17 protein-coding genes are annotated in these 19,783 nt (G+C 53.2%); 5 read left to right on the plus strand and 12 right to left on the minus strand.

Going from position 1 to position 19,783, the window contains the following annotated elements:
- Positions 1-260: 260 nt before the first annotated feature.
- A complete protein-coding gene (locus tag PCH05_RS20840) occupies positions 261-965 on the plus strand; it encodes a dihydroorotate dehydrogenase electron transfer subunit (RefSeq protein WP_127605466.1) in 705 nt (234 codons plus the stop codon).
- On the plus strand, positions 946-1,881 hold the full coding sequence (locus tag PCH05_RS20845) for a dihydroorotate dehydrogenase (protein WP_127605468.1): 936 nt from the start codon (positions 946-948) through the stop codon (positions 1,879-1,881). The genes PCH05_RS20840 and PCH05_RS20845 overlap by 20 nt, the downstream gene beginning before the upstream one ends.
- Before the next feature lie 238 nt (positions 1,882-2,119).
- Here PCH05_RS20845 and PCH05_RS20850 read toward each other — a convergent pair whose 3' ends face one another.
- Complete coding sequence (locus PCH05_RS20850) at positions 2,120-3,475, minus strand: MATE family efflux transporter (RefSeq protein ID WP_127605470.1); 1,356 nt, start codon at positions 3,473-3,475, stop codon at positions 2,120-2,122.
- A 121-nt stretch (positions 3,476-3,596) separates the two neighbouring features.
- Positions 3,597-4,115, minus strand: a complete 519-nt coding sequence (locus tag PCH05_RS20855; protein WP_127605472.1) for a DUF4241 domain-containing protein — start codon at positions 4,113-4,115, stop codon at positions 3,597-3,599.
- 235 nt (positions 4,116-4,350) lie between these two features.
- Here PCH05_RS20855 and PCH05_RS20860 point away from each other — a divergent pair, with 235 nt between their 5' ends.
- The gene (locus PCH05_RS20860; protein ID WP_127605474.1) at positions 4,351-5,238 is read left to right on the plus strand and encodes a stalk domain-containing protein; all 888 of its coding nucleotides are present in this window, start codon (positions 4,351-4,353) and stop codon (positions 5,236-5,238) included.
- A 109-nt stretch (positions 5,239-5,347) separates the two neighbouring features.
- On the opposite strand, the gene PCH05_RS20865 is transcribed toward PCH05_RS20860, so the two are convergent.
- Positions 5,348-5,752 carry a hypothetical protein gene (locus PCH05_RS20865; RefSeq protein WP_127605476.1) on the minus strand — a complete coding sequence of 135 codons (405 nt, stop codon included), beginning with the start codon at positions 5,750-5,752 and terminating at the stop codon, positions 5,348-5,350.
- A 239-nt stretch (positions 5,753-5,991) separates the two neighbouring features.
- Between PCH05_RS20865 and PCH05_RS20870 the strand changes: the two genes are divergently transcribed.
- Positions 5,992-6,345 (plus strand): helix-turn-helix domain-containing protein, encoded by a 354-nt coding sequence (locus PCH05_RS20870; RefSeq protein ID WP_127605478.1) that lies wholly within the window; start codon positions 5,992-5,994, stop codon positions 6,343-6,345.
- 52 nt (positions 6,346-6,397) lie between these two features.
- Here PCH05_RS20870 and PCH05_RS20875 read toward each other — a convergent pair whose 3' ends face one another.
- The 6 genes from PCH05_RS20875 to PCH05_RS20900 form a co-directional block, all read right to left on the minus strand.
- On the minus strand, positions 6,398-8,002 hold the full coding sequence (locus tag PCH05_RS20875) for an extracellular solute-binding protein (protein ID WP_127605480.1): 1,605 nt from the start codon (positions 8,000-8,002) through the stop codon (positions 6,398-6,400).
- A 67-nt stretch (positions 8,003-8,069) separates the two neighbouring features.
- A complete protein-coding gene (locus PCH05_RS20880) occupies positions 8,070-8,945 on the minus strand; it encodes a carbohydrate ABC transporter permease (RefSeq protein WP_246049827.1) in 876 nt (291 codons plus the stop codon).
- A gap of 18 nt (positions 8,946-8,963) precedes the next feature.
- On the minus strand, positions 8,964-9,848 hold the full coding sequence (locus PCH05_RS20885) for an ABC transporter permease (protein ID WP_246049834.1): 885 nt from the start codon (positions 9,846-9,848) through the stop codon (positions 8,964-8,966).
- A 134-nt stretch (positions 9,849-9,982) separates the two neighbouring features.
- Positions 9,983-11,749 (minus strand): glycoside hydrolase family 35 protein, encoded by a 1,767-nt coding sequence (locus PCH05_RS20890; protein WP_127605482.1) that lies wholly within the window; start codon positions 11,747-11,749, stop codon positions 9,983-9,985.
- Positions 11,750-11,768: 19 nt separating this feature from the next.
- Positions 11,769-13,043, minus strand: coding sequence for a Gfo/Idh/MocA family protein (locus PCH05_RS20895; protein ID WP_127605484.1), 1,275 nt, complete (start codon positions 13,041-13,043; stop codon positions 11,769-11,771).
- A 484-nt stretch (positions 13,044-13,527) separates the two neighbouring features.
- Positions 13,528-14,583, minus strand: a complete 1,056-nt coding sequence (locus PCH05_RS20900) for a LacI family DNA-binding transcriptional regulator (RefSeq protein WP_127605486.1) — start codon at positions 14,581-14,583, stop codon at positions 13,528-13,530.
- A gap of 227 nt (positions 14,584-14,810) precedes the next feature.
- Here PCH05_RS20900 and PCH05_RS20905 point away from each other — a divergent pair, with 227 nt between their 5' ends.
- Positions 14,811-15,848, plus strand: a complete 1,038-nt coding sequence (locus tag PCH05_RS20905; RefSeq protein ID WP_164766742.1) for an S-layer homology domain-containing protein — start codon at positions 14,811-14,813, stop codon at positions 15,846-15,848.
- Between the two features lie 169 nt (positions 15,849-16,017).
- Here PCH05_RS20905 and PCH05_RS20910 read toward each other — a convergent pair whose 3' ends face one another.
- From PCH05_RS20910 to PCH05_RS20920, 3 genes are all read right to left on the minus strand, one after another.
- A complete protein-coding gene (locus PCH05_RS20910; protein ID WP_164766743.1) occupies positions 16,018-17,742 on the minus strand; it encodes a stalk domain-containing protein in 1,725 nt (574 codons plus the stop codon).
- A 183-nt stretch (positions 17,743-17,925) separates the two neighbouring features.
- Positions 17,926-18,759 carry a carbohydrate ABC transporter permease gene (locus PCH05_RS20915; RefSeq protein WP_164766744.1) on the minus strand — a complete coding sequence of 278 codons (834 nt, stop codon included), beginning with the start codon at positions 18,757-18,759 and terminating at the stop codon, positions 17,926-17,928.
- Between the two features lie 3 nt (positions 18,760-18,762).
- Positions 18,763-19,713 carry a carbohydrate ABC transporter permease gene (locus PCH05_RS20920; protein ID WP_127605492.1) on the minus strand — a complete coding sequence of 317 codons (951 nt, stop codon included), beginning with the start codon at positions 19,711-19,713 and terminating at the stop codon, positions 18,763-18,765.
- Positions 19,714-19,783 lie beyond the last annotated feature (70 nt).

Raw genomic sequence — 19,783 nt, forward strand, 5'->3', positions numbered from 1 at the left:
TGCCCTGTTCCCGCTGTTGGTGGAGGTGTATACCTAAGCTTGGGTGATAACACGGACCTATTTTGCAAAAGCGGCAATTCCCCGCGCATTTCCACGCCTCCATCTGTGACCGGAATCATGGCTCATCGCATTGAACAGCAGGCATAGTAGAAAGAAAGAGTAGAAAGAGCCGGGCCGGTCGCCGCAGCACTGCGCTTTTCGCACCATTCGGCGTATCCGGGCCGGAATGGAATGACCAGCAACGCAAAAGGAGCCAACACATGCATAAGATTCTTTCCAACGAACACATCTCTGGCGGTATTTATCGTATGACGGTGACAGGGGTTTTTCACGAAGCGGGCATGGGCCAGTTCTACATGCTGCGCGCTTGGCGGCACGCTCCCGTCCTGTCGCGTCCCATTAGCGTCCATAACATCGAGGAAGACCGCATACAGTTCCTGTACCATACTGTCGGCGAAGGTACGCGACTTCTAGCTAAGCTGCAGGCAGGCGACGCCATCGGGCTTGAGGGTCCGTTCGGTACCGGCTTTCCGCAAGTCCAAGGACGGATAGCTCTGATCGGCGGCGGCATCGGGATTGCACCCCTCTTGTATGCCGCCAGGCAGCTGAAGCAGCCGGATATCTACCTCGGCTTCCGGGAGCAAGCCTATTTGACGGAGGCCTTTGAACCCTATGCGAACGAGCTCACCGTCCAGGTTGGGGGCAGCATTCTGGATGGCCTCCATCTCCGCCGGTACGATTACGCCTTCGTATGCGGACCGCTCGGCATGATGAAGGAAGCGGCGCGGATGGCAAAAGGAATCACGACGAAGCTGTATGTATCTCTGGAAAAGCGCATGGCTTGCGGTATCGGAGCCTGCTACGCGTGCACGGTCATGAATAAGAACGGCAACCGCAAAGCATGCACGGACGGCCCCGTATTTATGGCGGAGGAGGTGGATTGGCATGGCGACCTTGGACTGTAACGTCGCCGGCATCGGCTTTCAGAATCCCATCGTGATGGCCTCCGGCACCTTCGGTTTCGGCCGGGAATATGCCTCATACTACGACATCAACCAGCTCGGTGGCATCTGCAGCAAAGGGCTCACCCTCCATCCCCGCACGGGTAATAGCGGCACCCGAATACGGGAAACCGCTGGCGGCATCATGAACAGCGTCGGGCTCGAAAATCCCGGCATCGACGCCTTTCTGGCGGAGGAGATGCCTTTCTGGGAAACGATCGTGCCGGTCAAAATCGTCAACCTCGGCGGCAGCCGCATCGAGGAATACGTACTGGGCGCGCTCCAAATCACCGCGGATGCGATCGAGCGCCGCCAAGCCCACCTGCACGGCGTGGACATGATTGAGCTGAACATCTCCTGCCCGAATGTACGGGAAGGCGGCATGGCCTTCGGGATCAAGACGGAAATCGCGCGGGAGGTCATCCGGGAGGTTCGCCAAGCCACCTCGCTGCCCCTGGCCGTGAAGCTGTCGCCCCAAGCGGAGAATATCGTCGAGATGGCCCTCATGTGCGAGCGGGAAGGTGCGGACTGCATCTCGCTCGTGAACACCTTCTCCGGCATGCTCATCGACATCCATAAGCGCCGGAGCGCTTTTGCGAACTCTTACGCCGGACTGTCCGGCCCGGCCATCAAGCCGCTTGCCCTGCGGATGGTGCATCAAGTGGCGCGCCAGGTCCGCATTCCCGTGATGGGCATGGGCGGCATTACGTCCGCTGCGGACATCATCGAATTCATTATGGCCGGCGCCGAGGTGGTGCAGGTCGGTACATATAACTTCATGAACCTGCGTGCCGGGGAGGAGCTGCTGTCGGATCTCCAAGACTTCATGCAGCAACAGAACCTGAGCAGTCTGGACGAAATACGTGGGATCATCCGCTGAAGGATTACAACCGCTACGGCCCCCGTTTCACTAAGCATATTCGGTCGTCCCGATGCCCTTTTGCCGCTGCGCCCTTACCCTTGCAGCCGCCATATACAAAAGGAGAGCCCCCGCAGGAGCTCTCCTTCATTCAAGGAATCCGCAGCAGCACCGCGATTCCTTTTTCGTTTTATAAGGGTCTAACCGAGGCCCTCGCTTCTTCAGCACCAAGCAGCCTTGTATCCCCAGCTTCGCCTTGCTATATCAGCTTCCGCCGGTACCACTTGTCGCCCCGGAAACGCCAGTAGAAAATCGCGCCCCGTATGCCCCATTCCGTCACCATCGCGATCCAGACACCCATGATGCCCATCTTCATCGTAATCGCCAGGAAGTATCCCAGGAACACGCGCAGCACCCACATCGAGAGCAGGGACGTCACCGACGTAAAGTTCGAGTCCCCTGCCGCGCGCAGCGCCGACGGCATGATGAAGCTGACAGACCAGAAAATCGGCTGCGTGACAGCGATCAGCAGCGTCAGCTTGAAAATATCCGGTACAATCTCGGCCGGCGGCGAGAACAGATTCACGATAAACGGAAACAGCGGCAGAATGACCGCGGCAATGAAGATGAAAAAGACCGTCGACAGGCCCATGAACGACCGGATGAACTTCCTTGCGTCCGGGATGCTGCCGTTGCCGATGCACTGGCCGACGACCGTGACCACCGCGATGCTCAGCGCGCTGCCGCCGATCTGGAACAGCATCGAGATCGAGCCGGCGATGGCGTTTACCGTAATGGCGAGCGTTCCGAGCTGCACGATGAAGGTTTGCGTCAGCAGCTTGCCGCCGTTGAAGAACATCTGCTCCGCCGCGAACGGCACGCCGATGACCATGATTTTTTTCAGGATCGAAAAATCGATCTTCAGCGCGTTTCTGATCTTGTACTGCAGCGTATGGTTCATGCGGATCATGTAGAAGAGCGACACCGCCATCCCGAGCACCCGCGCCGTAATCAGCGAAATGATCAGGCCGATGATGCCCATGTCGAACACCGTAATGAATAGGATGTTCAGCAGCAGGTAAGTCAGATTCAGAATCAGCGACAATCCAAGGCAGGCCTTCGTGTCGGCAACGCCGCGCAAGGCCCCGGTAACCGCCTGGAAAATCGCGATGAACGGATACGATATGCAGCTGCCGATCAGATAGATGCGCGCATTATGGAACACCTCGACGTCCGCCTGGCCGAACAGCAGATTCAGCACCGGCGTATGGAATGCGATCACGAACACGCATAAGATCACCGATATGATCGCTACCGCGGTAATCGCCTGCCCCGCAGCCTTGGATACCATGTCCTGATTCCCGCTGCCCTTATACTGCGCAACGATAACCGTTCCCCCCGTGGCCACGGCGATAAAGACGTTGACAAGGAAAATATTCAGCGAATCGACCATGCTGACCGCGCTCACCGCCGCCACGCCCGAGGAAGCGATCATCGCCGTGTTCATCAGGCTCATTAAAATAATAAAAGCTTGATCCACAAATATCGGGATTATGATCGCGATAATTTGCTTATAATCAAGCTTACTTCCGGTGAAGTATTTCGTCAGAAACATATTTGTTTTTTGTTTATAATATGGTGCCGGCGTACCCAAGGGATCATCTCTTTTTCCGTGTAGTTCAATGCGTAGACTATTATAGCACGGATTGTTCCGCCGGGATGTGACGAATGCAAATTTAATTTTCGGGCGTTTTGATGAAGACGATTTTGACCGCCACGACCTGCCCTTGTCCGTTTGTTGACATATACACTCCGTAGGTCCCGTCGCCCATACCCGTACGCGAGACGACGCCGCCGTCCAATACGCCCGCTTCCTCCCCACTTTCCGTGATGTCGCAGCAGGCGTAATACCACTCGCTATCCGTATCTCCGGGCTGTGCATCCGCATCCGGCACCCGATATTTTTCCACGTCGAAAATGCCGGCTTGTCCGCTGTCCACCCCAACGATAAACGAGCATTTTACCCACTCCAGAAACTCCGCTTGGTCTGCGACCGAACTGTGATAGGCAGCGAGCTTGGCACAGGCCACGCCCCAATCCCGGACCTCGGTCTTGTCGACCTGCCCCGTCCACGTTCCGTTCAATGCGTTGTCCAGCACGCCCATAATGATCGTATCCCGGTTCAACTCATAACAAGGATCGGCCACGACCAGCTCTCCGGAATGTACTTCAAATTCGCCCAGATGAATGTTCATGAGGTTCCCTCCCATAACTACGTAGAATTCCTCTCTATTGTACCATGACAAACCGGCGTGTCATTACCGGCCGATTCCCGCGAATCACGGTTCCTATTTGCGCAATTTCGACATTTCCCTAACTATTTCGAGTGGATTCATTCCTAAATATACATTATCGTGCTAATATACTAAATTGAGGCAGCGAATTTCAAAATATTGTCTCGACATACATAATTTTAAGGAGAGTTGAGTAATGAAGAAGCTTTTATCACGTAAGATTCTTGCAGCCACATCCGTAGCCTTGCTATGCACGACTGTCGGTGCCGTCGCCTACGCCGGCTCCACGCTGAAGAAAATTGAAGCTTACCAGAATGCCGGCATCCGCATCGAAGTCGACGGCAAAAACGTGAACCTCGGCAGCGGCGCGAACGCAACCTATCCGATCGTTTACAACGGCAACAGCTATGTGCCGGCCAAGGTGGTTGCGGAAGCGCTGGGCGGATCGGTGCAGTGGGACGCGGGACGCCAGGTCGTGGCCATCACCTCCGGTGTTTCCGATGCCAATGCAGGCATTCCGTACAAGGATAACTCCGATAATGTGTCGACGCAGCCATCCGATACGGCTTCCGGGAAGCCAAGCACGCCTCCGGCGACGACGCCTTCGACGTCTGCTTCAAGCGGCTTTTCGAAAGAACTGTCCAAATCCGCGGACATGAAAAAGGCGGCTGAAGACAATAAAGCCCAAGCCCTGAAAACCATCAAAGCTTACGCCAAAGCGGTCGCGACGGGAGATTATTCCGATATTGATGCTATCATCACAGCTTCAGTCGTCGACAAATTGGAATTCGACACGTTCTGGGGCGGCACCAGCTATGCCAAAGAAACCGCACATAAAACGATCCAAGGCTTGCGCGATGCCAATAAACAGGACACGCTGACCAAATGGAATAACGTTGTTCAGAAAGCGAGCTTAAGCGACCTGAAAATCGAGGACCCGTATAAACTGGAACTTGTCGCATCGCTAAAATACTCGCTTCCAGTGAAAGGCTTTGACGCCTTCGCGACCATTTCCATGGATTTGAATTACTCGGTTCCTTATAAAGAAACGATTTTCCGTCTCGAAAGAATTAATTTCTATTAATAACGTTGACAGGACCCGCGTAGCGCGGGTCCTTTTTCATGGGCGGAACCATCCATGCTTATCTATTGTTGCCTAGGTGCTTTGATCGGATGTCCGCTCAAGCTGATCATCAAACCCGTTCCGATAACCGCCCCAGCGTATCCTCCACCTTCTGTACCAGCTGTTGCATTTGCGGCAGGTTCACCTGCTGTAGAAGGGCAGCATCCTCGCAGCCAGCCAAAAAATGAATGGCATGTACGAACATCGCGAGCTCCAGTTCCTGCACGGGGTCATCGCCGGCGAGCTGGATTACGTCTAGAAACGTCAGGGTAGGCGGAGGCAGATTTCCATGATGCTGTTTCATATAGATGGCTTTGAGCATGCATTCCAGCGCGCGGTCACATAGGATGACGCATATATGTGCCGAGGCCGGACGCATAAACCGGCGGGCGCACTTCATATAAGTTTCGGACAGACGCAGCAGCTTTCGGATACTTCTGGACATGAAGCGTCCGTGTCCCTGATTTTCTGACATCTTCATCTTTTCTGCTATGTACATATCGATGGGGTTGGATTGATTCACCTGCTTCAGCTCCCATTCAGGTATATGGCACGACGGATCGGATGCCGTTATCTTTTTGCTTATCGTGGACATACTGATTGATATCATTATACAACAAAATGATAGTCATAAATATTATTTATGATATTTATTTAGCCATGTATAGGGCAGCGGATTTTATCTACACTTTTTAGTAGAGAGGTGTGGAAGGGATGACGGAACAGGACATACTGCTGCGGGTAGGCGCGCGCATTCGCGAGCTGAGGAAAGACAAAGGATTAACGCAGGAAGCCCTCGGCGAAAAAGGCGGCTTTCATTTTTCATATATCGGACAGATCGAACGCGGCGAGAAGAACGTCGCTTTATTGAATCTCGCCAAAATCGCCGAAGCATTAGAGGTAGACATTTCGCAGCTCTTTACGCAGCCGCATCAGGACAATGGAGAAAGGTCCAAAGCAGACATTCAGGAGATCAACTACATGCTGAGCCAGCAGAATGCGCAGAAGGTCGCGATGGCGAAAAATGTGGTAAAGGAAATCCTTAGCTATCAGGAAAATAAGGAATAAGTAAAAGCCGATTGGTTTCCCAATCGGCTTTTTGATAGGCTCTAAATTACGCTTACTGCTGAGCTTTGGTCCATTCGCCCTGGATGCTCGCTTCCTTGATCAGGTTGTTGACGTCGTCGACGACCTGTTTGCCGCCTTTGGCCATGTACTCGGAGACGTATTTATCCCAATCGGAAACCGGCCGCTGGCCCACGATCATTTTGGTCAATTCATTGTTCGCGAATTCATTGAGCGAAGGCATTTTGCTGTCGAGCACCGAAGAGTGGATACGCCCAACCGGGCTGACATACAAATCCGAATGCTGCAGCATGTCTACCATCTCTTTGTTGAATGCTTTGGATTCCGGCGTTTTGGATTGGACTTCATAGTCTTTCATCGATTTGTCGCCTTCAATCCAGCCGCCCAATTTTTCGTTGAAATAAGCCAGCGGAGCGTATTTACTGAAATCGTCCGATTGCTCCGGCACGCCGTCGACCATGTTGTAGCCTTTGCCTTCGCCGCCGTACGTCCAGTCAAAATATTCGTTGCTCGGATTTTGATCCTTGGCCGGCACGTATTGCTCCATGTAGTTAATCATTTCAAGAATTTTCTTCACTTTGGCGTCGTCCTTCTTCAGAGCGGAGCTCAGCATCCAGATACGGTAATAGCCCGAGCCGCTGACATACCCTTTCGTTCTGTCCGGAGCCGTAAATGCAGGAATGGAAACCACTTCGGCGCCAGGCACGTTCTTCTTCAGCGTCGGAATGTCGAGGTTGCTTGGCTGAGCGCCCTTGTTGACCCCGACTTGCTCATACCAAATGCCGACTTTGCCGGCGTTGAAATCCTTGAACACATCATTATACGGCTTGGTTGCCCAGTCCTTGTCGATGGCGCCGGCCTTATACAGCTCGTTCAGCGCTGTCACTTTTTCCTTGCTGCCTTCCGAAATTTGACCCGGAATCAGCTGTCCATCGCTATTTTGGTGATACCATGTGTTGGCCCAGTAGGCACCGAAGGACGGGTCATACGTAATGTTCTTCGCCAGACCCAAGCCGACGGTATCGTTCTTGCCGTTTCCATCCGGATCTTTGGTCGCGAACGCGGTCGCAACCTCTTTGAGCTCCTCGAAATTGGTCGGCACTTTCAGGCCCAGCTTGTCCAGCCAGTCCTTCCGGATCACCGGCTTCTTCCCTCCGCTTGCAGGGAAATAGAGCGGAATGCCGTAGATTTTGCCATCCACGCTGACCGCATCCCATACGGATTGCGGAATCGCCTTGAAGGTATCATAGTCGTTCACGAAATCGTTCAGCGGCAGGAATGCGCCCTGCTTCGCCCACTTCACATAGTTGGCATCCGCGCCTTCCGTGCCGATGACATCCGGAATATCGCCTGAAGCCATTTTGACGGTAAGCTTGTCGTCGTATAAGTCGAACGGAATATATTGCGGCTGGAACGTAATGTTGAACTTCTCGTTGATTTTTTTGACGGCTTCGCCATTCGGTTCCGGAACCGGCGTGGACCATGTTCCGTCGAACCAGGTAATGGACATGGCCTTATCCGATGCGGACGATGAACCCTGATCTCCCCCTGAAGCCGTATCTCCGCTCTTGGATCCGCAAGCGCTGAGCGCTCCCACCAAAAGAACTGCCGATAAAGAAAGCGAAATCACCTTTTTCATACTTTCATTTCCCCCTTAGATTTTTTTACAAATCCTCCAACCTGGTTATGCCGAGGTACTTCGAGCATTATTCTTTTACGGAACCGAGCATCACTCCCTTGGCAAAGTGCTTTTGCAGAAACGGATAGACGATCAGGATCGGAATCGTGGCGACGAGGACGGCAGCCATCCCGATGGTTTCGGCAGGCGGCGGGTTCGTGAACCCCGCTTGGGCGCCCGCATCCACCAGACTCCCCTGGTTCAGGATGATCATCTGCCTCAGAATGACCTGGACGGTCCATTTTGCCGGATTATTCAGGTAAAGCAGCGAGGTGAAATAAGAGTTCCACAAGCCTACGGCATAAAACAAACCGAATGCGGCTAATGCGGGTTTGGATAACGGGAGTATGATTCTCGCAAAAATGTGCAGATCGTTGGCGCCGTCGATAATGGCCGCTTCCGTTAAGTCATATGGCACATTGGCGAAAAATTCCTTCATGACGATCATGTTGAAGGAGCTGATGGCACCCGGAATAATCAGAGCCCACAACGAGTCCATCAAACCGGTGGCCTGGACGATCATGTAGGACGGAATCATGCCCGCGCTGAACACGAACGTGAACAGCACCATGAACATGAACACTTTTTGGCCCAAAATTTTACGGGATAGCGCATAAGCCATCATGGCCGTCAGCAGCAAGCTGACCACCGTGCCCACGACCGTCACGTAGATAGTCACCCCGACCGATCGAACGAACTCCTTGGAGCCGATAATATACTGGTATGCGTCGAGCACCCACGTCTTGGGCCAGAGAAGGATCTCCGATTTGACGAAATCATCGTACGTGGCGAAAGACACAACGAACATATAATAGAATGGAAACAGCATCGTTAACGCAATGAGTGCAAGAAGAAGGAAATTGACGATATCCAGCACTTTATCCCTTTTGCTATTGTGGAGCACAAGTTCTCACCCTTTCTTCTAGTAGATTCCGCCACCGCCAAACCGCTTCGACAGCCGGTTCGCTCCAACGATCAGGATTAATCCCACAACCGATTTGAACAAGCCTACGGCCGTGGCAAAGCTAAAGTCGGAATCTTGAATCCCTTTGAAGTAAACGAAGGTGTCCAGAACATTGCCCACTTCCATCGTGAACGGAGTCAGCATGAGGTAAATTTGTTCGAAGCCCACATCCAGCACGCTTCCAAGCCGCAGAATTAACAGGATGAAAATCGTGCTTTTGAGGGCAGGCAGCGTGATATGCCAGATTTGTCTCAAACGGCTTGCCCCGTCCACCGCCGCGGCTTCGTATAAACTCGGATTGATGCCCGACAGAGCCGCCAGGAAAATAATCGTTCCCCAGCCCGATTCCTTCCATATGACCTCCAGCACCACGAGCGGCATGAACCAGTGCGGGTCCTGCAGGAACGCGATGGGCTGCATATGAAACACGGCTCCGAGCAGCTTGTTGATGATGCCGTTCGATTTCAGCAGAACCGTCGAAATGCCGATGATGATAACCCAGGACAAGAAATGCGGCAGATACACGATCGACTGGATCACCCGCTTGTACAGGCTGCTGCGCACTTCATTCAGCATGAGTGCCAGAATGATCGAAACCGGAAAGGCGAACAGAATTTGCAGAAAAGACAGATATAACGTGTTCCACAATACCCGAACGACTTCACGATCCTCGAATATCGTTTTAAAATGCTTCAATCCGACCCAATCGCTGTGCAAAAAGCCTTGGAAGGGGCTGTAATCCTGAAAGGCAATAATATTTCCGGCCATCGGGACGTAACGATAAATGATAAAAAAAGCGAGGCCGGGCAGCAATAACAAGTAAAGATAACGCTCGGTCCACATTCGTTTCAAAAGCCCGTTTTTTCCCTTGGAGGCTTTCGGCCGAAGCGGACGATTGGCCAGCGTTTTCGAGTCCATCGGTTTTACTACGCTCATCTTCTCTTTCACTTCCCTTTACATCGTCTCATGATCGGTTTCTACTCGGCGCTGCTTCCCTTGTCCAGTTTCGGCGTATCGGTCAAAACCATGCTGGCATGGTCGGTACCGTGAAGCTCGAAGAGGATGATTTCATTCTCGCCGGCTCGCAGGAACGGGGCAGGGACATACAATGTTTCTTGCGGTCCGATTTCCCAATACCTTCCGATATTGTGACCGTTCACATAGGCGACGCCCTTCTTCCAACCGCTGCATTGCAAAAATGTATCCGCAGGCTGATCGATCCGGAACACGCCTTTATAAAAGGCAGGCGTTTCGCACGCTTGTTCCAGAGCCTGAAATGACAGGCCGGACAAGTCCTTCATAGGCAGCGGGTAGATTGTCCAATGGAACAAAAACTGTCCATTCAAACGAACGCCCTCCGTAATGCCTTTCAAATCTTTTAAGAGCGGACCGTAGTTGACCCGTCCCATATTCTCAACCAGAATCCCCAGCTTCGCGCCCTGCTCCGGAATGTCGATCATCAGGTCTGCCGGGCTCCAGCGTTCCACCGTCCCGATATATTGCTCATCCACAAAAACCAGCGCGCGGTCATGCACATCCTGCAGCACGAGCCTGCAATCATTTCTTGGCCCGGTGATCGTCGTCTCGTAGTATATAAATCCGTAATCCTGCCCCAAGGCTTCCATCGTTTCCGGACAAGACCGCTGGACCGGAGATGACAGCGCTGTCAAGGAGCCGAGAAGAGGCGCGCATTCCGTGAACTTCACTTCACCGAACGCCTTCACAGGAATGGGCTCCGGCAGAGCCAGCGGCGCTAGCGGCAGGTATTTCTCGAGAACCTCTCTTACGGCATAAAATTTGTCCGTCGGGACGCCATGCTCGTTCAGCAAAACATCGTAATCATAGCTCGTGATCGTAGGCTCATACTTCTCGCCGTGGTTGGCCCCGTTATAGAAGCCGAAATTCGTGCCTCCATGGAACATATAGAAGTTGACGGAGGCGTTTCGCTGCAGCATTTGCTCCAGCGTGCCCGCTACATCCCCGGCATCTCTCGTATGGTGTTCTTCGCCCCAATGGTCGAACCATCCGTTCCAGAACTCCATGCACATGACGGGCTGACCCGGCTGGTACTCTTCCAGCTTGTCGAAATGCGGCTGCACGCCCGAACCAAAGTTCACCGTCGCGAACACGCCTTCCGTCATGCCGCCTTGAAGCATCGAATCCGATGGTCCGTCGGAGGTAAAGAGCAGGCAGTCGACGTTTCTGCGGATCAGGCCATCCCGTAAATACTGCAAATATTTCTGGTCATTCCCGTAGCTCCCGTATTCATTTTCGATTTGCATCGCAATGATCGGACCCTCGTTCGTACATAAATGCGGAACCAATCTCGGAATGAGCTGATCGTAATAGGCGTCCACCTTTTGCAGGAAATGAGGATCATAGCAGCGGAGCCTGACATTCCGGTCCTGAAGCAGCCACGCGGGAAGTCCGCCGAACTCCCATTCCGCGCATATGTACGGGCTGGGGCGGATGATCACCATCAGGCCGACCTTGTCGGCAAGTGAGATGAACCGTTCCACGTCGGCGATTCCCTCAAAACAAAATTCTCCCTCCGACGGCTCATGCAAATTCCAAGGAACGTACGTTTCGACGGTATTAAAACCGCAAGCCTTCAATTTCAGGAGGCGATCCTCCCAATACTCCGGCACCACCCGAAAATAGTGCATGGCTCCGGAAATCACTTGAATGGGCTCGCCGTTAAGCACAAACTGGCTGCCTTGAATCGAAAAGTCCAAGCTGCTCATGATCCTGTTCCCCCTTTATTTATTTGGCGCGTGAAAAAGCGATCTCATTATAAAAATCATCCAGCTCAATCGACTTGCCCTTCTGCAGACGGGACTCCTCCGCTGCGAAGGCCATCAGGTGACTGCGCAGGGATACACTCGCAGACGACAGGCTCGAGCTGCCTTCGTCATAATGTCTGACTTCATCCAGAAAGCTCCGGACGATTTTCGTATCCCCGCCGCCGTGGCCGCCCACCGGCTCGCTGAGGTTGACGATGGTTTCATGCTTGGTCTGGAAGCTGAAGAGGGAGAGGCTGTTGTCTTCCATATTCCCGCGAATCTCGCCCTTCGTTCCCATGATCTGAACGATCCGGGTCTGCTCTCTCGTAAAGCCGCACATGCTGAAGGTCGCCGTGGCTCCGCCTTCAAACTCCATGTTCACGACCTGATGATCGACCACGTTATTATCCGAGCGGTAGACGCATTTCCCATAATCGGTCGTTTGCAGCGCGGCAATGATTCCCTCGTTCGTATGATCCTCGGTAAATTTCTTCGCCCAGCCTTTGCCTTCGCCCAAGTAATACTTCCCGGCATGGAACGGGCATTCGTTCTCGACGGGGCATCCGTCCAAGCAGCGTGCCGGCGCTCCTTCCGGAGCGTTGCGCTCGTTAAAATGCATCAGCGAACCGTAAGAGCTGACCCGCAGGCATGGCTTATCGACAATCCAGGAGAGGATATCCATATCGTGGCAGGATTTTTGCAGAATCATCGGGCTCGATGCCTCTTTGTTCTTCCAGTTTCCGCGGACAAAGCTGTGCGACATGTGCATGACTTCCACGTTTTCGTTCAGCTGCACTGACACCAGATCCCCGATTGCCCCGTCTTCGATCATTTTCTTCACCGCAGACCAAAAATCGGTGTACCGGAGCACGTGACAAATCGTCAGCAGCCTGTTCTGCTCCCGGGCCGTTCTCTCCATTTCGATGCATTCATACGGGTCGGGGGACATCGGTTTCTCCAGCAATACATGGTAACCTGACCGCAGTGCCGTGATCGTCGGTTCGAAATGCATGCGATCCATGGTGCAAATGATGGCAATATCGGCTCTTCGGGTACCATCCAGCAGCTGTTCCCATGTTTCAAAGCCGTTCTCATCCGAAATATGATGCTGCGCCATGATCTTCTGCCGGCGTTCCGCATTCGGATCTGCTACGGCGACGATGTCTAGCTCATGCGGATTCGCAACCGCAAACGGGGCATAGGCGCGCGCTCCTCTGTCTCCCGCTCCGATTAAAACAGCAGACATTTTTTTCATGTAAGTCTCCTACCTTTCCAATCTCTGAAGTTATATTTCTATGAAATGTGTTATCAGCCTAAAATCTTTCGGGCATTATATATCGGCTTTCGTTGGTGAATCATGAATTCAACGCAATAAAATTTGGATGTAAATTTGGATATTGGTTTTCGGGAAAACCTCACGGCGGAGTAGATCAATAGACAAACGAGGAGTACAGCATTATTTGCGATATTGCAGCAATGAAATCGCTATCATTTTGCTTAAAAAATAAAAATGCGGATGATATGGTGAGGTGAACATTTCACACATTTTTGGATAAGCATCCAACCAAATTGCATTTTTATCATAATAAACGAGGTATATTTGGATTGTCAATCGTTATTTTTGGAATAATTTTGGCGCAAATATACATAAACGCCTTTGCAGTGCATATAAAAAAGCCTGACGTCTTTGGAGACATCAGGCTTAGGTCAAGGCGGTAAGGATGGGAATACGCTTCATGTTACATGTCTTTCGTGCTTCGTTCGAATGCCGAGGATTCCCTCACGACCAGGCTGCATGGCAGCAAAATTTTGGGTAGAGACGGATAATGCCCCTCCAAAAAATTGGACATGAACCGGGCCGCCACCTTTCCGATTTCATATTTAGGCACATGCACGGAAGTCAGCGGCGGGCTCGTATATTGGGCAACCAGAATGTCGTCCATGCCGACAAAAGCGATATCCTGTGGAATGCGTCCGTCCTTTTCCACTACGGCTCTCATCGCAGGAATGGCCAGCATGTCGCTCGCGCAAAAGAACGCCGTCGGCCATTCGGATTTCGGATGCTTGGACAACTTGTCCGACAGCATGCTGTAGCTGTTATTGACGTTCCATTCCGTATTGATGATCCATTCCTCGGGCAAAGCAAAGTTTTTTTCGAGCATGGCAAATTTATACCCGACGAACCGTTCATCGCTGTCCATGCTTCTTTTGGAATGCGCAGGACCGCCGATAAAGCCGATCCGCGTATGCCCCTGATCTATTAAATGGCCGACCGCCGTCCGCGCGGAGAACATCCGATCGCAGTCCACGACAGGAATGGCCAGTTTTTCATCATTCAAGCTGACCCCGATAACGGGAATTTTCTTTTGCTCCAGAAACTCGATCAGTTCCGGATCATACCAGCTGATGGTCACCACCCCTTGAACGCCCGTCTCATTGATTAGGGCTTTGATCCCGTCGGTGCCGCTGACTTCATCCGAAGTGCGCACGATGGCCTGCGGCAGTCCCAGCTCGTTCATTTGATCATGGAACCCCGCTAGTACCTGGGAAAAGTAAGGATGGTCATCCATCAGCTGCTGCGGAACGATACAGGCGATTTGTTTCATTGTCGTACCGCTATGGTGATCGAGATGTTGATGTTTGGTATGGATTCGGTAACCGAGCTCGGTCGCCGCATCGAGTACTTTTTGCTTCGTTTCTTCATTCACAGGACGGTTCTTATCGTTGCTGATCGCACGTGAAACCGTTGAGATGGATACCCCTACCCGCTCTGCGATATCTCTGAGCTTTGCCAATATTCCCACCATTCCTTTTAGCCAAATTGGCGCCAAACATTTTCAGCAATATGATCATATCATATAATGAGAGGCATATGTAATGTATCGCACTACAGGATTACTTCGTTAATAAGCTGACTTTCTCCTTTCCCAAATCCCATTATTTACTTGTTGTTGATAATATAGGTTTTGAATACGATGGATTAGGCCATAACCAATTACAACATCTTAGGGGGAACATGATTTTGAAAAAATGGCTTGCTTCTTTATTTGCCATCGTCATGATGAGCATTTCATTCCAATCGGCGTTTGCCGCCGAGTCGGAGGAATACGATCTGGACCGGTTTTATCCTGCTGACGTAGATGGACACTGGGCTGCGGATGTACTGGAGGATTTCATTCAAGCTGACATTATTAAAGGCTATCAGGAAAACGACGACATCTACGTCAAGCCGGATGCCAATATCACAAGAGCCGAATTTGTTGCCATTTTGCTGAGAGCGGCCAGCCCTTCCGTGGAGCAAGACGCTAACCGCAATACATACGCCGATGTGAAGCCGGGTGACTGGTTCTATGCCGTCGTCAATGAAGCTAAGGCGCTGGGCCTTGTCAACGGCATCGATGCCGCTCATTTTGCGCCAAACCAGAAGATTTCCAGAGCGGAGATTAGTGCGATCTTGTCCAGATTTTTCAGCGAAACCATCGATTTTAACGGTACAGCGGCGGACTTTAAAGATATCGGCCAACATTGGGCCAAAGAAGATATCGAGAAATTAAGCAAAGCCGGCATTGCCGGCGGTTATCAAGACGGAACCTTTCGTCCTCAAAAAACAGCGACCCGCGCAGAAGCCGTGGCCTTATTGAATCGCGCTTTCCATAAGGAATCCGGCCAGCTGCCCGATGACGACACGCTGATTGATCTGATCAAGCAATCCAACCAGGAGCAATACGAGGCGCTGGAAAGCGGTTCGTTCGATCAGCTCAAAACCAGCATCCCTAAACATAACGTCGGCTTCGCCAGAGACGCCCAGTTATTTTCCATCGATTTGATCCAGTCGTACCAAGAGGGCGGCATGAAAATCGAGTACAATATGGTTGGGGAAATGAAAGGTGAAGTGCTTTCGAAGTCTGACCGCTTTGCAGCCGTGAGCATCACGGGCGGGGAAGTCGAAGTGAAAATAACCCAAGGGAAAAATGTCACGACAACGACCATGGCAGGAGACGCAACCTACTGCCTGCGTAAAACGCAGGACGGCTGGAAAATCTACGGTGTGGAAGAGTAATGACCGCTCATGCGGAATGATTGACGAGAGCAAAAATGAGCAGCAAGACTGCTCTTCAGATGAACCAGAGAAACCCTGTCCCTTTTCAAAGGAACAGGGTTTCTCTCATTCCGGGGTGTGCAGGATTCTGGATTGGCAGAAACGATAAGACGAGGGTTGGACTCCCTCCCTATTTCGCCGCGGTTGCCTGCTTGGAGACCTCCACCGTACGCGTGCCGCCGTTCCATTTCACGGATACGCCCAGCAGATCGCCAAAATCCTTGATCGGCACGTAAAGCGAACCGTTCAGCGTCGCCGGCGAATACGTCAGCGCGGCCTGCTTCCCTTCTATAAGAGCGAAGGGAGAGCCGTCCGCGATCGAGAAGACGCGCGTTCCGTAGGTCACGGTCGTCCGCTTCGTTTGCGCGTCGTAGGCGACCTTGGCTCCGAGCGCTTCCGTCAGCGAACGGAAAGGGATGAACATCCGGTTGTCCGTCGTCATGACGCCGGCCCCGGCCGGGAGCGTGAGCGCCTTCCCATCCAACGTGACCTTGGCATCCGACTTGGCGAACGCGCCCGCCGCGCTGCCCACAGATATGGACTTCGTCAAGTCGGAAGGCAGCGGATACGCATACAGCTGGCCTTCCGCCTGGACAAGCAGCATGCCGCTCTCCACCTGAAACGCACCGTAACTGCGCGCCGCCGTCTGTGCGCGGAGCACTGCCTTGCCCGTCGAGACATTCAGCGCGTAGACGGTACCGTCACTCTGGCCGACGTACAGGCCGGATTCGATCATATCGACGCGGGTGGCCGGATTGTCGAGGCCGTTATAATACACCTGCGAGCGATCAACGACTTTGCGCGCATGAATCCCGCGGTTGTCGTCATTCAGGAAAAACAGCTTGCCATTATAAGGGCCAGCGATAAACTCCCCCCGATCTGCAATCAGTTCCGGCTTCACGACGGCGGGATCGGCGTCATAATGGAAGCGGTAGACGCCCTCCCCGGTAACGGCTGCATAGACGTCATTGCCGTCCATCACCACTTTGGACGGGGGATAGACCGGACCGCCGTCAGCCGTTTTAGCGACGAACTTCTTGCTTGCCGTAATCTTGCCGGTCTTCAAGTCTACCTCGTCAATGGTCGCCGAAGTCTCTACCAAATCAACATTCGGCCATTGGTCCTGGAAGTACAGCTTATCCCCTTCGGCTTTGAGAAGCCCCGAATGGTCGCCGGACAGCCGCCAAAGCGTCTTGCCCGTGGCAGGATCAATCGCGTAAGTCGTATAGACGGTAATCGCGCCCGATTCTACGGCCCCTGCAAGCAGCATGCCGCCGACGAGTCGTGGCAAGGTCCTGACGTCTTGATTCCGCCATTGCTCCTTGCCTGTGGGAAGATCGACCGAGATGAGCGATTCGCCGGCAAAGACGTACAAGGTTGCGTTGTCTACGGATATCGACGGCGTCTGTCCTGACGGAGCCCGGTAGATGCGCTCCCCCTTGCCTGAGGCCGAATCGACCTGATAGATGGAGCCGTCTTTGGCGCCAACGTATAGCGTTGTTCCGTTTGCATCCGCGATGGCGGCATCGCCAAGCCCCGTCCCGAATGTCCACAGCGTCTTCCCGGTGGTCGCCGCCTTTGCGGTCAGCTTGCCGCCAGCAACATAGTAGACGCGCCCCTGTCCCGCGGTGACTGCGGAAGGATTCGAGGCGGACGAGCTCTTCGGCGCGTCGAGCGCCGCCGTCCATGCCGGCTTGGCGAGCGGTACCGGATTCGTCAAATAAAAGTCCGAGCCCGGGCTCGAATAACTTGCGTTCGGACCGGATGTTTGCGCCCACGCGGGCGAGCCTGTCCAGACGCTTCCAAGCGTTCCGGCGAGCAGCAGCCCTGCCGCTGCCACAGTCCATTTTCGCATCATCAATATCCTCCCAGCTTCTATCGAAATTTACCTGCTGTCTTATGGACGCTGTCAACCGCCGCAAAGTTTCGATGTTGAACCATCGAAAAAAAGGCTGGTCGGAAATCCAACCAGCCTCGGTGCATCGGGAGAACTCTCTCCCTTTTAGAAAAAGCTTTAGCCCTGCGCCCCGTCCAATCCCTACTTGAACCCCGTAAACGCCGACCCGGACTGCATATAGTATTTCTGTCCGAAAAAGTAGAGCAAAATCATCGGAATCGCCATAATCGTCGACGCGGCCATCAGCTTTTCCCACTGCGCCCCGTGATCCTGCTGGAATCCCTGCAGGCCGAGCGTCAGCGTCCACTTCGCGGCATCGTTCAAATAAATGAGCGGTCCCATAAAATCCGTATAGGCTCCCACAAAGGTAAACAAGGCAACCGTCGCCAGCGCCGGCTTCAAGGTCGGCATAATGATCTGGGAATAGATGCGCAGCTCCGAGGCCCCGTCCATTTTCGCGGCTTCGGACAGCTCCCTCGGAATGCCGAGCAGAAACTGCCTGAGCAGGAAAATGTAGAACGGCGCGCCGAAGAACGCCCCGATCGTCAGCGGCAGGATCGTGTTGACCCAGCCCAGCTTGGCGAAAATGATGTATTGCGGAATCAGCTGCACCTGCGACGGCAGAATCATCGTCGCCAGGACGATCGCGAAAATGATTTTGCTCCCAGCCCAAGGAATCCGGGAAATCGAATACGCCACCAGCGGCGAGGCGAACAGCTGCCCGACGATGCATAGGACGCAGATGACCAGGGTGTTCAGCATGTAATGTCCGAACGGTACTGTCTCGAACGCGGCTTTGTAATTCGACCATTGAAACGACGCCGGCAGGATGCGCGGCGGCAGCTCGAAAATTTCGTTCGACGACTTGAGCGAGGTGAACACGAGCCAGATAAACGGAAACAGGAAGAAGAACGCGAACAATATCAGCATCGTATGCGGAAAAATTTTGGTGCGAAGCATTTTTGCGGCGCTCATCCGCTATTCACCTCCGTAGTAGACCCAGCGTTTGGACGTTTTCAGGACCAGCAGCGTAATCAGCATGACGATCACGAACAGGATCCAGGCCAGCGCCGAGGCATATCCCATTTTCAGATTAATGAAAGCCTCCTGGTATAAATTGACGGCATAGAACAATAACGACTGCCCGGGTCCGCCGAGAGCGCCTCCGCTTGACTTGCCGCCAGCCAGAATGTAGGATTCCGTGAAAATTTGAAAAGCCCCGATAAGCCCCATGATCAGCTGGAACAAAATGATCGGCGACAGCGCCGGTACCGTGATTCTCCAGAACCGGTGCCACCAGTTGGCGCCGTCGACCTGGGCCGCTTCGTAGTAGGTTTGAGGAACGCCCTGCAACGCCGCGAGGAAGATGAGCGCCCCCGCACCGGAGCCCCAGAGCCCCATTAGGATCAAGGATGGCTTGGTGAACCGGGGGTCGAGCAGCCAGGCCGGATCGGGAAGATGCGCCCAGCGCAGAAAAATGTTGACCAGGCCGAAGTCCGGATTCAGCATCCAGGTCCAGAGCAGGGCGCTGGCCACGCCCGGAATGACGGCCGGGAGATAAAAGATCGTGCGGTAATAGCGGATGCCCTTCACCTTGAAGTTCAGCAGCAGCGCGATGAGCAGCGAGCTAAACAGCGTGACCGGAACGGATATGAATGCCATGAAGAGCGTGTTGCTGATCGATTTATAGAAATTGCGGTCTTTCATGATCGCGGCGTAATTGTCCATGCCCACCCATTTCGGGGGATTGAACAGATCGTATTCCGTCAAGCTGAAGTAGAGGGAACTGAAGAAAGGATACACGGTAAAAACCAGAAAACCGATGATCCATGGGGAGGCAAAGACCAGCCCCAACCAAAAATAATGCCATTCCTTTCTCGTCCAGCCCCTTCTCCGCTTCGGCGGCGCCGCGGATACCGTTTCAATCATCTGCACGTCCTCCTCGTGATCGTTGGAATGCCAGGCTAAGGCCCGTGGAGCGGACCTTAGCCTGGTACAA

Source organism: Paenibacillus chibensis (genome assembly GCF_004001045.1).
In the GTDB taxonomy this organism is placed as follows: Bacteria; Bacillota; Bacilli; order Paenibacillales; family Paenibacillaceae; genus Paenibacillus_AQ; species Paenibacillus_AQ chibensis.